The sequence below is a fragment of the Thalassovita litoralis genome, assembly GCF_900182725.1.
Classification (GTDB): domain Bacteria; phylum Pseudomonadota; class Alphaproteobacteria; order Rhodobacterales; family Rhodobacteraceae; genus Thalassobius; species Thalassobius litoralis.
Genome location: NZ_FXTO01000002.1, coordinates 140,123 through 154,688, shown reverse-complemented (window position 1 = coordinate 154,688; position 14,566 = coordinate 140,123). Strand labels below are relative to the sequence as shown.

Here is a 14,566-nt window from a genome sequence, read left to right as displayed (position 1 = left end):
CTCAAACGTCCGGCTGAATAACGGGGAAGATTCTTCGGAACGCACCCAAAGGTCAGATGAAACAGCTTTTAAAACATACCCCCCAATTCCGTCTGGACCCAAAGCGCTTTCTGCGCCGTCAACCTCCGGCCCCCATTGTGGAACAGCCCCATAGCCTGCGCGCTTCTGGTCCGCCGCCCCCCGGCCCCATGCCGATCCGGCTGCAACGGGCGCTGGATATTCCGGTTCTCAACACCAGCCCCGAACAGTCCCGACGGGAATACGTGGTGGCGCGCGGTCAGTTTCTGGCCCGTCAGGACATGTGGGAAGAACTGGGAAGCGAACTGCGCCATCACGATCAGAACCGATCCCGAACCACAGCAGATATGCCGCTGGCCGATCTGTTGTCTTACGGGGCGCGGGCAGATGTTGCCGGGCCGCTGTCCACCCAAATCCGCGCCGGACGGATTGACCCCGCCGATGTGGAAAACCTGCCCGCACTGACCCATTTGGAACACGCGCTGGACGACACCCCCGATGATTACGGCGTGGCGCTTGTCGTGCTACATGCGCTGCTGGATGTGGCATGGGCGTTTCACGGCATCGAACCCACAGCCCAGCCCGACCGCCCCCGCGCCCGCGCCTTTCACGCCTGCATGACCAGCGCCGCCGATATTCTGGACCGTTTCGACCCGTTCGAGGAAAACAGCCCCGCTTTGGCCGCGGCACGCTGCGCCCTGTTGCCCGGACAGTCCAATCCGCAATCGCGTGTGGTGGATGATTACGAAGACCTGATTGAACTGGACCCGCAAAACCCCGGCCATATGCGCGATTTTGGGCATTACATGCTGCCCCGCTGGTTCGGATCATACCAACAGCTAGAGGTACAGGCCCGGCGTATGGCTGCCTTGACCCGTGATATATGGGGCGCGGGGGGATATACTTGGACCTATCTGGACGCCCTTCGGCTGGATGGTGGCGTGCTGGAACTGCTGGAAGCAGAGCTTTTCATCGAAGGAATGCAGAACATTCTGCACCGCCGCCCCGATCAGCACACCGCGAATATTTTTGCCGCCTTCTGTTCGGTCACGCTTTGCGCCGCCCGAATGAAAGCATCCCCCCATCAGCCACAACTGACAGCCCTGCGCGGGGCTTTTGACTGGGTTCTGACCCACCACCTGCGCGAGGTGCATCCCCTGATCTGGGCGCTGGCAGAAAAGGATTCGATGCGCGAACACGACCTGACCTATAATGAAAAGCTGGCCGAAAAAGGCCGCGGCAGCGCCTTTCGCCGTATCGCCCGGCATTTTGAAACCGACATCCGAAATGGCGGCTGCGTGGTTTTTGGCGAAAAAGGCCCGCAAATCCTGCCTCGGGCGTGATGCTGTAGGCTCTCTGCCTCTTGCCCCGGTCGCACCCCTGCCCTAGAACGCAGGTCAATTCCTGTGACAAAGGGCGGATGTGATGCTGGACCTGACCTATGAGACCCCGAAACCCAAAGTGATTGCTGGCGCAAAGCATGACTGGGAACTGGTCATCGGCATGGAGGTTCATGCCCAGGTCAGTTCAAACGCAAAGCTATTTTCTGGCGCATCCACCAAATTCGGGGCAGAGCCGAACTCGAACGTGGCTTTCGTGGATGCCGCGATGCCCGGCATGTTGCCGGTGATCAACGAATTTTGCGTGGAACAGGCCGTGCGCACCGGGTTGGGCCTGAAGGCGGAAATCAACCTGTGGTCAGCGTTTGACCGGAAAAACTATTTCTACCCCGACTTGCCGCAGGGCTATCAGATCAGCCAGCTTTACCACCCCATCGTGGGCGAAGGCGAAATTCTGGTCGATATGGGGCCGGGCGTGGCGCGTCTGGTGCGGGTGGAACGTATCCATCTGGAACAAGACGCGGGCAAATCCGTGCATGACATGGACCCGAACATGTCCTTTGTGGACCTAAACCGGACCGGCGTGGCGCTGATGGAAATCGTCAGCCGCCCAGATATTCGCGGCCCCGAAGAAGCCGCCGCTTATGTCACCAAGCTGCGCCAGATCCTGCGCTATCTGGGCACCTGTGACGGCAACATGCAAAACGGCAACCTGCGCGCGGATGTGAACGTATCCATCTGCCGCCCCGGTGCATATGAAAAGTATCAGGAAACGCAGGATTTCAGCCATCTGGGCACGCGCTGCGAAATCAAGAACATGAACTCTATGCGGTTTATCCAAGCCGCGATCGAGGTCGAAGCCCGCCGCCAGATTGCCATCGTCGAAGCCGGTGGCGAAGTGGTGCAGGAAACCCGCCTGTACGACCCGGACAAGAACGAAACCCGGTCCATGCGGTCCAAGGAAGAAGCACATGATTACCGCTACTTCCCCGATCCCGACCTGCTGCCGCTGGAAATCGAACAGGCATGGGTGGATGACATTGCCGCCTCGCTGCCGGAACTGCCGGACGCCAAAAAGGCGCGGTTCATCGCCGATTTCGGCCTGTCCGAATATGACGCCAGCGTTCTGACCGCCGAAGTCCCCAACGCGGTTTTCTTTGAAGAGGTCGCCGGTGCCGCTGGCGATGGGAAACTGGCAGCAAACTGGGTGATAAACGAACTGTTCGGTCGTCTGAAAAAAGAAGACCACGACATCACCGACAGCCCGGTATCCCCCGCCCAACTGGCCGGGATCATCAAGTTGATCAAATCGGACGCCATCAGCGGCAAAATCGCCAAAGACCTGTTTGAAATCGTCTATACCGAAGGCGGCGACCCCGATCAGATCGTGGAAGAGCGTGGCATGAAACAGGTCACGGACACCGGCGCGATCGAGGCCGCCGTAGATGAGATCATCGCCGCCAACCCCGCGCAGGTTGAAAAGGCCAAGCAAAACCCGAAACTGGCGGGCTGGTTCGTGGGTCAGGTGATGAAAGCCACCGGCGGAAAGGCCAACCCTGCGGCTGTAAACCAGTTGGTCAGCCAAAAACTGGGCCTCTGATCCGAGCTTCGGCGCAATATGAGCCGGAACCTGACAATTATCCTGCATGTTGGCCCGCATAAAACCGGGTCAACCTCGCTTCAGAAAAACCTGTTCCGCCACAAGGATACCTTGGCGGGGCAAGGTATTCATTTTCTGGGCCGCGATGGACCATACAAACATTTGTATTCGTCCTTCATGACCCATCCCATGAAGAATTACCGTAACAAGCTGTCGGGCCTTTCGGAAACGCATATTCGTGCCCGCGATGCACAGGTCCGCGAAGACCTGTTTGCCGCCCTTGACGGGCTGGATGGCACGGCCATCCTGTCCAGCGAATTTCTGTGCAAAATGACGGTGGATGAATTCGTCCGCATTCGTGATGCGCTATCCCGGTTCGGCATTGTGGACTGCCTGTATTATTACCGGGAACTGATCCCGTGGATCGCATCGAACAGTCAGCAAATGGCCAAGGTCGGGCGGTTTTGGCAGCCCAGCACCTATGCCACATCCATGCAGCGCCTTCACCGCATTCCGCTGCGGATTGCACAGGTGTTCGGACAGGATCACAGCCATTTTCTGAAGTTCGAAACCGCCGTGAAACAAGGCATGTGCAACAGTCTGCTGCGGGAATTCGACCTACCGGATTTCGATGCTTTGGGGCTGGATGAAACCCACGAAAATGAATCCCTATCGGATAACGCCGTGCGGGCGATGTACCTGTACAACCTGCAAAAGCCGTTGGGATCGGGCCAACGGTCCCCCCGCCGTATTCAAGAACTCTGCGCCCTACCCGGCGATAAATACCGCATTGCAGGGCTGCGCCCGCATGAAATCCGTGACTACGGAAAAAAACGCGCCGAAGTCGCCCAAAAGCTGGGTTTTGACCTGACCCCACCCGAAAACATGCCGATGTCGCCCAGTCTGGACCCGGAAAATGATCGGCAAATCCGTCCGTTCCTCAGCCTTAGGGAACGCGGCAAACTCTTCCTGAAATCCCTGCGCCGCTTCTGATCACGCCCCTCTGGTCATGTCCGGCATGTGCCTCTAGACTTCTGGCGGAGCAATATAAAAGGGAGGGAATTACCGTGCCCCAGACAACCCCGTTCATGTCCTCTTTGATGGAGGTGAAACCCGAATGGATCGACCATAACGGCCATTTGAACATGGCCTATTACAACGTATTGTTCGATACTGGCGTGGACGAGGCATATGTGCATTTGGGCTTCGGTCCCACCTATATCAAGGACTATAAGCACACGACCTTTACCGCTGATTTTCGGGTGCGCTATCTGCGCGAACTGCATGTCGGCAACAAGGTCCGCGTCGCATTTCAATTGCTGGACAGCAGCGACCGCGCCTTTCATTTTGCCCAGTGGCTATATCACGAAGACGGATGGCTGTCCGCCACCGCCGAAGGCGTGGGGCTGCATATCGACATGAGCGGCCCGCGCGTGGCCCCCTATCTTCCCCATGTGGCGGAAAAGATGCAGGCCGTGCTGGACGCGCACAAGGATTTGCCGAAACCCGACTTCGTGGGCCTGCCGATGGGGCTGCGTCGCGCATAATCCCGCACAAAACGGGCCTGATACAGGGGCAACACATGCCGCCCCTGTATCATCAGCCCCCGATATTTCAAAATGCAACGCCATCCGGCAGCTTTTGGCTGGTTGTTTTTGCGTTTTGCCAATCCCCTGATATTGTTACCGGGATTTCGAGCACGGATAGAAAATATGCCACATTACGAGTATCGCGTGGTCCCCGCCCCCACCAAGGGCCAGAAAGCCAAGGGTGTGCGCGGACACGAAAACCGATTTGCCTATGCGCTTCAGGATTTGATGAACCGCATGGGGGCCGAAGGTTGGGAATACCAGCGTGCCGAAACCCTGCCCAGCGAAGAACGGCATGGCCTGACCAGCGTCACGACGACCTATCGGAATGTGCTGGTGTTCCGTCGTCCCGTGGCAGGCACGGATGATGCCTTTGTCACCCGTCTTTTAGACGCGCCTGCGGCCCCTCCGGCCCCGTTGCCAGCACCCGCCGCATCCGGGCAGCAGGATACCCCAGACGGCTTTTTTGATCGCGGAACCGATAACGGTGTCGAAGATGCCGAAGATCTGGACAGCCCCGCTGCGGCGCTGCTTAAGGCCCGCGCCAGCCAGATGAACGCCACGCCATCAGCCCCGCCATCGCCCGAAAACGCTGAAAAATCCGGCACTGGTCCCAACACCGCAAATTAACGTCCGACATTCAATTCATTACCCAAAAAACATTCCATAAACCCGGACGCCACGGCGGGGAATTGCCCATTTTTTCGCATCCGCCCCCTTCAACTCGGCGTCAAAAAGTCTAAACTCTACCGTCCGAGTCGAATAGGTGATCTCATGGTAAAATCAGACCCCTTCGGTTTCGACATGTCCGTGTCGACCTCCAAGAAGAAAAACCCCCGAGGCCGCCGCGGCATGACCGGGGCGTTCGAAACCTCGCAGCGTGTCTGTGAACATGAAGGGTGCCAGGAAGCTGGCCAATATCGTGCCCCCAAAGCGCCCGATGTGCTGGATGAATATTTTTGGTTCTGCAAAGACCACGTCCGCGAATATAATCAGAAATGGAGCTTCTTCGACGGCACGACCGAGGCCGAGATGAACGCCCAAATGTCCAAGGACAAGGTCTGGGAACGCCAGACCCGCCCGATGGGCGACCCCGAAGCCCGCGCTTGGGCGCGTTTGGGTATCGAAGATCCGCATCAGGTGCTGGGGGCCAATGCCACCAGAAACCCCGGAAAAGCCGCCACCGGCACACGCCGCCTGCCGCCGACCGAACGCCGCGCCATCGACATTCTGGAAGCCAAGGACCACTGGACCAAGGCCGAGGTGCGCAAAGCCTATAAGAAACTGATCAAGGTGCTGCACCCCGACATGAACGGCGGCGACCGCAGTCAGGAAGAACAGTTGCAAGAAGTGGTCTGGGCGTGGGACCAGATCAAGGAAAGCCGCAACTTCAAATAATCCACGAAATCGGGCGGGGGTTTCCCCGCCTTTTTTCTGCCTGCCGATTTCGCCCCGGATCAGGCCGCGCGAAACACCAGCGACACGCCATTGATGCAATGTCGTTTTCCGGTCGGTTTCGGCCCGTCGTTGAAAATATGCCCCAGATGGCTGCCACAGCGGCGACAGTGGCATTCTGTTCGTGTCACCAACAGCTTGCGGTCCTGTTTGGTGCGAATGGCGTCGGGCAGAGCTTTCCAAAAACTGGGCCAGCCTGTGCCACTGTCGAATTTATGCTGCGACGAATACAGCGGCAAATCGCAGCCCCGGCAGTGGTACAGCCCCGCGTGGTATAGTTTATCCAGCGGCGATGTCCCCGCCCGCTCTGTGCCTTCGCGCCGCATCACCTTGTACTCCAGCGGGCTTAGCATTGCCTTCCATTCGGCCTCGGTGCGTGTAACCTCAAACTGCTCGGCCGCTTGGGCGGGTTGGAAAATCATCGTGGCCAGACCGGCCAGCGTGAAATTGCGTCGGTTCATCTGATCCTCCTCTTGGTTGCGAAACAGTCTATCGCAGATTTTCTGCCTGTAATTCCGCCATGCGGTCGCAAACGCACACATTGCAGTGATCACCCCGCGCCGCAGACGCGGCGGAATGGCTCAGTTCCCCTTGCCCTTCCGTCATTTATGTTGCACCACACTGAAAGTGAGGGCATCCGGCCCGGAATAAAGGACGAAAGATATGGCGGACGGCATGATGGATATGAACGCAAAACCCACCGAAGAGATTTCCGTTCGCGATGTATTCGGCATCGACACGGACATGACCGTAAAGGGCTTTGCCGATCGCACTGACCGCGTGCCGGAACTGGACCCGACCTATAAATTCGATCCCGATACCACGCTGGCGATTCTGGCGGGTTTCCGCAACAACCGCCGCGTAATGATTCAGGGCTACCACGGCACCGGGAAATCCACCCATATCGAACAGGTCGCCGCACGTCTGAACTGGCCCTGTGTGCGTGTGAACCTTGACAGCCACATCAGCCGGATCGACCTGATCGGCAAGGACGCCATCAAACTGCGGGACGGCAAACAAGTCACCGAATTCCACGAAGGCATCCTGCCTTGGGCGCTGCGCAACCCCACCGCCATTGTGTTCGACGAATACGACGCTGGCCGCGCAGACGTGATGTTTGTGATCCAGCGTATTCTGGAAGCTGACGGTAAATTGACCCTGCTGGACCAGAACGAAGTGATCACCCCGAACCCCTATTTCCGCCTGTTCGCCACTGCGAACACTGTGGGTCTGGGCGACACCACTGGCCTGTATCACGGTGTACAGCAGATCAACCAGGCCCAGATGGACCGCTGGTCGCTGGTCGCGACGCTGAACTATCTGTCGCACGACGCAGAAACCAACATCGTTCTGGCGAAAAACCCCCATTACAACACTGAAAAAGGCCGCAAGACGATTGCCCAGATGGTCACGCTGGCCGATCTGACCCGGACCGCCTTTATGAATGGCGATCTGTCCACCGTCATGTCGCCCCGGACCGTAATCAACTGGGCGCAGAACGCGGAAATCTTCCGCAATGTCGGCTATGCGTTCCGCCTGTCCTTCCTGAACAAATGCGATGAGCTGGAACGTCAGACCGTGGCTGAATTCTATCAGCGCTGCTTTGACGAAGAACTGCCGGAAAGCGCCGCCTCGATGGCTATGAAATAAGGTTCGGAACTTCCGAACGCAGAAAACGGCGCCCCGGTGGCGCCGTTTTTGTTTTCCCGCACCCGCCCCACACATTGGATGGGTCGGGATTTGAGTATTTTTGGCAAGATGAAAATGAGGAGCGCGTCAGAAACAGCGCCGCCCCTGTGACGGGTCCGGGGATAGCGCATAGGCATCGCCGTGGCGGATGATCTGCCGGTATCCCGGATCGGCATTCACCACCTGCGCCACCCCGGCCAGTTCCGGGTGATCGTCATGCAGGATTTTCACCGCACCATAAACCAACGGACAGGCGGGCAAGCGGCAGTTATAGGTATTGGGCAGAACATGCAGCCGTGCGCCGGATTGCCACAAGGCCCGCCCCAACGGCCATTGATCCCCACCGCCGGGAATTCTTTGTTCCAAAATGTTCAACCAATCAGCCGCAATCGCCTGCGCGGCGGGACGGCCCGAAAAGAACAAAACCCCGCCGTTCCATTCGGGGAAAATCGCAGGGTTCGGTGTGTTGTGGGCTGGGGGCAGCGACAGGAAACCGCGCTGATCCGGGATGGGCGAATGCACCCCCATGCAATCGAAGCGGTCCAGCAATTGCCACGCGTCCGACAGCGATCCGGCCACATAGGTATCATTATCCAGATACAAAAAGGCCTGCCCCACACACGCCGCGGCATGAATGGCCCGCAGTTTCATGAACGGATCATGCCAATCGGACGCCTGCGCCGTGGTATCCAGAACCACCACCTGAACCGGCAGACCTGCCAGCAATCCGGCGAAGGCGGCGGTCGTATACACCGTAATTTGCGCATCAGGGTGATGCAGCCGCAAAGACCGCACCGATTGTTCCAGTTGCGCGGCATATTTCGCCCTGCCATAAGCGCAATAAATCACCTTCATCCTATCCTCCATTCTGCGCCACAGCTTTTGTCTATTTTCTGACGCCCCGGAACCTGACGCGGCGATCTGGGTATGAACTCTTGTCCGCGCCCTATGGTCAATCGCTTTCGCGCGGATTAGGGTGCCGGGGAAACATAGATTGCAAATTGCCCGGCAGACGCGATGAAGAAGACCGACAACCCCGCCGATCCGTTCAAGAAAGCTTTGGCCGAAGCGACCAAGGTGCTGGCGGATGACCCTGATCTGAGCGTTAATTACTCGGTCGATCCGTCCGGTATTGCCGGGGACACGATGCGCCTGCCGCAAGTCACCCGCCGCATGACGCGAGACGAGGTGCTGCTGGCCCGTGGCACCGCCGACGCGCTGGCGATGCAGCGCAAATATCACGACAACGCGATTCACGCCCGCTACTCGCCCCCCGGTGATATGGCGCGCAGCCTGTACGAGGCCATGGAAACCGCCCGCTGCGAAGCAATGGGCGCCCGCGACATGCCCGGCACGGCAGGCAATATTGACGCCAAGATTGAAACCGAAGCCCGCAAACTGGGCTATGACCAGATCAAACAGGCCGCAGACGCGCCGCTGTCCGTAGCTGCGGGCTACATGATCCGGCACCTTGCCACCGGGCGCGATCTGCCCCCTGCCGCCCGTAATGTCATGGAGCTGTGGCAGGGCTTTATCGAAGATCAGGCAGGCGGCACGCTGGAGGAGCTTCAGGCCAAACTGTCCGACCAAACGGCATTCGCCAAATTCGCGCGTCAGATCATTGACGATCTGGGATATGGCGATCAACTGGGGGACGATCCCGATCAGCCCGACGACGAAGATCAGGATGACGCGCAGGACGATGCCGAAGAACAGGAAGACCCTGATTCCTCGGGGCAGGATGATCAGGACGATCAGGACGCCGAGGCCGATCCAGAACAGTCGCAAGACGAAACGCAGGACAGTTCCGAAGCCCAGGTGACCATGGACGACATGGCCGAGGACGAAATGTCCGACGAGGCAGAACTGCCCGATGGCGATGCCCCGCTGGAACCGCCGCCCCCTGCCCCGCTGTCGGATGCGGACCCGAATTATGCCGCCTATGACACCCAGTTTGACGAAGAAATCGCCGCCGAAGATCTGGCCGAACCTGCGGAACTGGAACGGCTGCGGGCCTATCTGGATCAGCAGCTTGAACCGCTGAAGGGCGCGGTTGGGCGACTGGCGAACAAGCTGCAACGCCGCTTGCAGGCGCAACAGAACCGTTCGTGGCTGTTCGATATGGAAGAGGGCATTCTGGACGCCGGGCGACTGGCCCGCGTGGTGGCAAACCCCACCACGCCGCTGTCCTTCAAGGTCGAAAAAGACACCGAATTCCGCGACACGGTGGTAACGCTGTTGCTGGATAATTCGGGGTCGATGCGGGGCCGCCCGATTTCGATTGCCGCGATTTGCGCCGATGTTCTGGCCCGCACGCTGGAACGTTGCGACGTCAAGGTCGAGGTGCTGGGCTTTACCACCCGCGCGTGGAAGGGCGGCCAAAGCCGTGAAAAATGGCTGACCGAAGGACGCCCGCAACAGCCCGGACGCCTGAATGACCTGCGCCACATCATTTACAAAAAGGCGGATTCCCCGATGCGCCGGACCCGTGCCAATCTGGGTCTGATGATGAAAGAGGGGCTGCTGAAAGAAAACATCGACGGCGAGGCGCTGGAATGGGCGCACCGCCGGATGCTGGCCCGCCCTGAAGCGCGGAAAATCCTGATGGTGATTTCGGATGGTGCGCCGGTGGATGATTCCACCCTGTCCGTGAACCCCGCGAATTATCTGGAAAAACACCTGCGCGACGTGATCGCCATGGTCGAGAAAAAGAAATTCGTGGAATTGATCGCCATCGGGATCGGCCATGACGTGACCCGCTACTATCAGCACGCCGTCACCATCACGGATGTGGAACAATTGGCGGGCGCGATGACAGAACAACTGGCCGCGCTGTTCGATCAGGACCCGCGCGCCCGCGCCCGCATGATCGGCATGAAGAAGGCCAGCTAACGCAGCGGGGGCCTTGCGCCCCCTTGCGCAGCCCCCCTGAATTTGCGCAACTGCACGCAAGCAAAGGGGAATGTGCCATGTTTCAGAGTTTTCAGGAAAGTTCAGACCCGTCACAGGGACCAGCGCGGCTGTCCCGGTTGCGGGCTGAATTGCAACGCGATGGGCTGGCGGGTTTTCTGGTGCCACGTTCCGATGCCTATCAGGGCGAATATGTTGCCCCTTGTGACGAACGCCTGTCTTGGTTGACCGGCTTCACCGGATCAGCCGGGTTTTGCGCCGCGCTGCGGGACACGGCGGGCGTATTCATTGATGGGCGGTATCGCACGCAGGTCAAGGCGCAGGTCGATCTGGATCACTTTACCCCCGTGCCGTGGCCGGAAACACGTTTGGGGGATTGGCTGCTGACGGCGCTGCCGGATGGCGGTATCGTTGGATTTGACGCGTGGCTGCACACTGCCGAAGAAATCGAAGATTTACAGCGCATTCTGGACGGCTCGGGCATTGGATTACGGCCTGTTGCCAATCTGGTGGACAGGGTTTGGCCAGACCAACCCGCCCCGCCACAGGGCCGCATTACCGTTTATCCCGATGAACTGGCCGGGGCGTCCCATGCACAAAGGCGGGCGCAGATTGCCAAGGTCCTGACTGATACTGACCAAAGGGCAACCGTGCTGACGCTGCCGGATTCGATTGCGTGGCTGCTGAACATCCGTGGGTCGGACATCCCGAAAAACCCGGTGCCGCATTGCTTTGCCATCCTGCATGACAATGGGCATTTATCGCTGTTTGTGGACGCGGCGAAACTGGATGATACCGCCCGCGCCCATCTGGGCACAGACATCACCATCCGCCCCCTTTCGGCCTTTGAGGCGGCGTTGCGGTCCCTGCCCGGCCCGGTTCGTGTGGATCGCGGATCGGCACCGTTGCAAGTCACCGTCGAATTAGAAGAAGCAGGCGTGCCAATCGTCTGGGGCCAAGACCCCTGCATTTTACCCAAAGCCTGCAAATCCAAGGCCGAGATTGCCGCCACCAAGGACGCCCACGTGACCGATGCCGCCGCGATGTGCGAATTTTTGGCGTGGTTCGATGCGCAATCACCCGGCACCGTTACAGAAATTGACGTGGTGCGCACACTGGAAGGGTATCGCAGGGCCACCAATGCGCTGCTGGACATCAGCTTTGACACCATCGCCGGAACCGGCCCCAATGGCGCGGTGATCCATTATCGCGTCACAGAAAGCACAAATCAGGTGCTGGAAGATGGCCAATTGATCGTCGTGGACAGCGGTGGGCAATATCTGAACGGCACCACGGACATCACCCGCACCCTGCCTATCGGCACCGTCGGGAACGAGGAAAAAGCCTGTTTTACCCGTGTTCTACAGGGCATGATCGGGGTGTCCCGCCTGCGGTTCCCCCAAGGTCTTGCCGGGCGCGATCTGGACGCGATTGCGCGCTATCCGCTGTGGCTGGCCGGATTGGATTACAACCACGGCACCGGGCATGGTGTGGGCGTTTACCTGTGCGTTCACGAAGGGCCACAGCGGCTTAGCCGGGTGTCGACCGTCCCGCTGAAACCCGGCATGATCCTGTCCAACGAACCCGGCTATTACCGCGAAGGCGCTTTTGGCATCCGCATTGAAAACCTGATCGTGGTACAGGACGCGCCAGCATTGGCAGGGGCCGATGACCGCGCTATGTTCGCGTTCGATACGCTGACATGGGTGCCGATTGACCGCCGCCTGATCTGCCGTGATATGTTGGCGCAAGGTGAAATTGACTGGATCAACCAGTATCATGCAAACTGCCGCGACAAAATCAGCCCTAGGTTAACCGAAGGCGCTCGCATATGGTTGCGCGATGCGACAAACCCGCTGTGACATCACTCTGTCACATAAGCGAGGGACGATAACAAATAGTTTTCTGGGGAGTATGAAAATGGGGAACGACATTTCAATTCGCAAGGCCGAAGGTAACTGGGTCGTGCGGGCCGGTGGCGCCGTTCTGGGGGAAACCCAGAATGCGCTGGAACTGACCGAGGGCGATCTGCCACCCGTTATCTATTTCCCGCGCGATGACATCGCGATGGCGTTTCTGGACAAATCCGAAAAGGTGACGCATTGCCCGAAAAAAGGCGATGCAACGCATTATTCCATCGTGACCAAAAGCACGACGCTGGAAAACGCGGGCTGGAGCTATGAAAGCCCACTGACCAATGTGGACCGGATCAAGGACCATCTGGCCTTCTATAAATCGGACAAGCTGGCTGTTGAACGCGTGTAATCGCGCTAGCTGTGTTCTTCGGCGGCGGTCGCGGCCAAGGCACGGTTAAACGCCTTTAACGCATCGACATGGAACAGAGCGCCCCAAATCTGGGGCGCTTCGTCGTTATTGCCCTGTGTAATCACGGGCAAGAACGGCGTTCCGGCCTTGTCAAAGATCGGCATCGCCTGTTCCAGCGTGGCATTCGCATCCACATAAATGCCGTCTTCGACCATCTCGGCACAGCGTTCCGGGTCCGCCGCGCCGGGATCGTCCGGTTTGCGCATCAATGTGGCCGCCCGGAACATCGACAGCAAATAAGCCTGCGGCCCGGCGGCCAGATGAATGCCCCGGCGTTCCAGTTGCGTCAGGAAAAAGGACCGATCCACCAGTCGGGACGCCAGCGCCGTAGACAGCGACACAGCCACCATCACCGCCAGCCCAGTCTGCCAATCCCCGGTCAGTTCAAACACGATCATCGTGGTGGAAATCGGCGCCCCCAGCACCGCCGCCGCCACGGCCCCCATTCCCGCCAAGGCATATAGGGTATGCGATCCTGACACCTCGGGGAAAATGCCGGTTGCGATCAGGCCAAAGGCCAACCCGGTCAGCGCCCCCACCATCAGCGCGGGCGAAAACATGCCCCCGCCCATGCGCCCCGCCATTGTGATTGAAACGGCGACCACCTTCAAAATAGCGAAAACGATGGCTTCGTGCCACAGCAGCTTGCCCGTCAGCGCGGCGGATGTGGTTTCATAGCCAACCCCGATGATATGCGGGAACGCAATCGCCAGCCCCCCCAGCAACGCCCCCGCCACTGCCGGGCGCAGCCAGCGCGGCAGTCCGGTGCCGTTGTGAATTTGGTTCGCCACATCCTCGACAATGAAAACGGTGCGCATCAGCACAAAGGCCACCAGCCCACAGGTCAGCCCCAGCAACAGGAACGCGGGCAATTCAACGTAAAATTCCAGCGTATTGCCCTCGGGCAGGGCAAATTCAGTGACGCCGCCAAATTCCAAACGGTTGATGATGGTTCCCGCGACAGAGGCAATCACGATCGGGGCAAAGGCATGAACCGCAAAGTGACGCAGCACCACCTCTAGCGCGAACAACGCCCCGGCGATGGGCGCGTTGAAACTGGCCGACACGGCAGCCGCCACGGCACAGCCCAGCAAATCGCGCCCGGTGATCCCGTCAGCGTGGATCTTTTCGCTGACCCAACTGGAAATGACCGAGGCCATATGAACCACCGGCCCTTCGCGCCCGGTGGACCCGCCAGTGGACAGCGTCACCAATGACGCCACCGCAGATGCCAGCCCCGCCTTGCCTTCGACGCGGCCATCATGCAGCGCGGCCCCTTCGATCACGTCAGCCACCGCCCGCACCCGCCCATCGGGGGTGAACAGATGCAACACGACCCCCGTCACCAATCCGCCGACAATGGGGATCGTCAAAATCCAGTACCACGGCAGGGTTTCGGCAAAGCTGTGCAAATGTGCAGGATCACTGGTGCCGTATAAGGTGGCTTGCAGCCAATCAATGCCCTTGCGGAAAAACAGCGCCGCAAACCCGGCACCAACCCCGATACACAGGGCGATCAGCCAGAATTGGAATTGGCTTGGCCCCTGCCGCCGCATCATGCGGAACGCATCGCCCACCGCCTGCATCGCCTGAGCGCCCGCCCCGGCCAGAACTTTTCCAAGCTGAACAGCCATTAACCA

13 protein-coding genes are annotated in these 14,566 nt (G+C 59.2%); 10 read left to right on the top strand and 3 right to left on the bottom strand.

Annotated features, from left to right (window positions below; genetic code table 11):
• The first annotated feature begins 56 nt into the window (after positions 1-56).
• From FN828_RS02995 to FN828_RS02970, 6 genes are all read left to right on the top strand, one after another.
• Positions 57-1,361 carry a hypothetical protein gene (locus FN828_RS02995; protein ID WP_142491904.1) on the top strand — a complete coding sequence of 435 codons (1,305 nt, stop codon included), beginning with the start codon at positions 57-59 and terminating at the stop codon, positions 1,359-1,361.
• A gap of 82 nt (positions 1,362-1,443) precedes the next feature.
• Entirely contained in the window at positions 1,444-2,958 is a 1,515-nt protein-coding gene (gene gatB / locus FN828_RS02990; RefSeq protein ID WP_142491903.1) for an Asp-tRNA(Asn)/Glu-tRNA(Gln) amidotransferase subunit GatB, read from the top strand.
• A gap of 18 nt (positions 2,959-2,976) precedes the next feature.
• Positions 2,977-3,951: a hypothetical protein gene (locus FN828_RS02985; protein WP_142491902.1), complete on the top strand. Its 975-nt coding sequence runs from the start codon at positions 2,977-2,979 to the stop codon at positions 3,949-3,951.
• A gap of 74 nt (positions 3,952-4,025) precedes the next feature.
• Positions 4,026-4,505, top strand: a complete 480-nt coding sequence (locus FN828_RS02980) for a thioesterase family protein (RefSeq protein ID WP_185958916.1) — start codon at positions 4,026-4,028, stop codon at positions 4,503-4,505.
• A 165-nt stretch (positions 4,506-4,670) separates the two neighbouring features.
• Positions 4,671-5,177, top strand: a complete 507-nt coding sequence (locus FN828_RS20440) for a DUF4177 domain-containing protein (protein WP_185958915.1) — start codon at positions 4,671-4,673, stop codon at positions 5,175-5,177.
• A gap of 144 nt (positions 5,178-5,321) precedes the next feature.
• Positions 5,322-5,945 (top strand): DnaJ domain-containing protein, encoded by a 624-nt coding sequence (locus FN828_RS02970; RefSeq protein WP_142491901.1) that lies wholly within the window; start codon positions 5,322-5,324, stop codon positions 5,943-5,945.
• A 59-nt stretch (positions 5,946-6,004) separates the two neighbouring features.
• Here FN828_RS02970 and msrB read toward each other — a convergent pair whose 3' ends face one another.
• The gene (gene msrB, locus FN828_RS02965) at positions 6,005-6,463 is read right to left on the bottom strand and encodes a peptide-methionine (R)-S-oxide reductase MsrB (RefSeq protein WP_142491900.1); all 459 of its coding nucleotides are present in this window, start codon (positions 6,461-6,463) and stop codon (positions 6,005-6,007) included.
• Between the two features lie 202 nt (positions 6,464-6,665).
• Here msrB and cobS point away from each other — a divergent pair, with 202 nt between their 5' ends.
• On the top strand, positions 6,666-7,652 hold the full coding sequence (cobS, locus tag FN828_RS02960; protein ID WP_142491899.1) for a cobaltochelatase subunit CobS: 987 nt from the start codon (positions 6,666-6,668) through the stop codon (positions 7,650-7,652).
• A gap of 126 nt (positions 7,653-7,778) precedes the next feature.
• Here cobS and FN828_RS02955 read toward each other — a convergent pair whose 3' ends face one another.
• Positions 7,779-8,546, bottom strand: a complete 768-nt coding sequence (locus FN828_RS02955; protein ID WP_142491898.1) for a hypothetical protein — start codon at positions 8,544-8,546, stop codon at positions 7,779-7,781.
• Positions 8,547-8,708: 162 nt separating this feature from the next.
• Here FN828_RS02955 and cobT point away from each other — a divergent pair, with 162 nt between their 5' ends.
• The 3 genes from cobT (at position 8,709) to FN828_RS02940 (ending at position 12,866) form a co-directional block, all read left to right on the top strand.
• Positions 8,709-10,583, top strand: a complete 1,875-nt coding sequence (cobT, locus tag FN828_RS02950; RefSeq protein ID WP_142491897.1) for a cobaltochelatase subunit CobT — start codon at positions 8,709-8,711, stop codon at positions 10,581-10,583.
• A 77-nt stretch (positions 10,584-10,660) separates the two neighbouring features.
• Entirely contained in the window at positions 10,661-12,463 is a 1,803-nt protein-coding gene (locus tag FN828_RS02945; RefSeq protein ID WP_142491896.1) for an aminopeptidase P family protein, read from the top strand.
• 58 nt (positions 12,464-12,521) lie between these two features.
• Entirely contained in the window at positions 12,522-12,866 is a 345-nt protein-coding gene (locus FN828_RS02940) for a DUF427 domain-containing protein (RefSeq protein WP_142491895.1), read from the top strand.
• 5 nt (positions 12,867-12,871) lie between these two features.
• On the opposite strand, the gene FN828_RS02935 is transcribed toward FN828_RS02940, so the two are convergent.
• Positions 12,872-14,560, bottom strand: a complete 1,689-nt coding sequence (locus tag FN828_RS02935) for a chloride channel protein (protein ID WP_408033791.1) — start codon at positions 14,558-14,560, stop codon at positions 12,872-12,874.
• Between the last annotated feature and the right edge of the window lie 6 nt (positions 14,561-14,566).

Bases quoted from the DNA above. Each gene is read 5' to 3' on its own strand.
- cobS (WP_142491899.1), top strand. From the start codon at position 6,666: ATGGCGGACGGCATGATGGATATGAACGCAAAACCCACCGAAGAGATT.
- FN828_RS02995 (WP_142491904.1), top strand. From the start codon at position 57: ATGAAACAGCTTTTAAAACATACCCCCCAATTCCGTCTGGACCCAAAG.
- FN828_RS02940 (WP_142491895.1), top strand. From the start codon at position 12,522: ATGGGGAACGACATTTCAATTCGCAAGGCCGAAGGTAACTGGGTCGTG.
- gatB (WP_142491903.1), top strand. From the start codon at position 1,444: ATGCTGGACCTGACCTATGAGACCCCGAAACCCAAAGTGATTGCTGGC.
- FN828_RS02955 (WP_142491898.1), bottom strand. From the start codon at position 8,546: ATGAAGGTGATTTATTGCGCTTATGGCAGGGCGAAATATGCCGCGCAA.
- FN828_RS02985 (WP_142491902.1), top strand. From the start codon at position 2,977: ATGAGCCGGAACCTGACAATTATCCTGCATGTTGGCCCGCATAAAACC.
- cobT (WP_142491897.1), top strand. From the start codon at position 8,709: ATGAAGAAGACCGACAACCCCGCCGATCCGTTCAAGAAAGCTTTGGCC.
- FN828_RS20440 (WP_185958915.1), top strand. From the start codon at position 4,671: ATGCCACATTACGAGTATCGCGTGGTCCCCGCCCCCACCAAGGGCCAG.
- FN828_RS02935 (WP_408033791.1), bottom strand. From the start codon at position 14,560: ATGGCTGTTCAGCTTGGAAAAGTTCTGGCCGGGGCGGGCGCTCAGGCG.
- FN828_RS02970 (WP_142491901.1), top strand. From the start codon at position 5,322: ATGGTAAAATCAGACCCCTTCGGTTTCGACATGTCCGTGTCGACCTCC.
- msrB (WP_142491900.1), bottom strand. From the start codon at position 6,463: ATGAACCGACGCAATTTCACGCTGGCCGGTCTGGCCACGATGATTTTC.
- FN828_RS02945 (WP_142491896.1), top strand. From the start codon at position 10,661: ATGTTTCAGAGTTTTCAGGAAAGTTCAGACCCGTCACAGGGACCAGCG.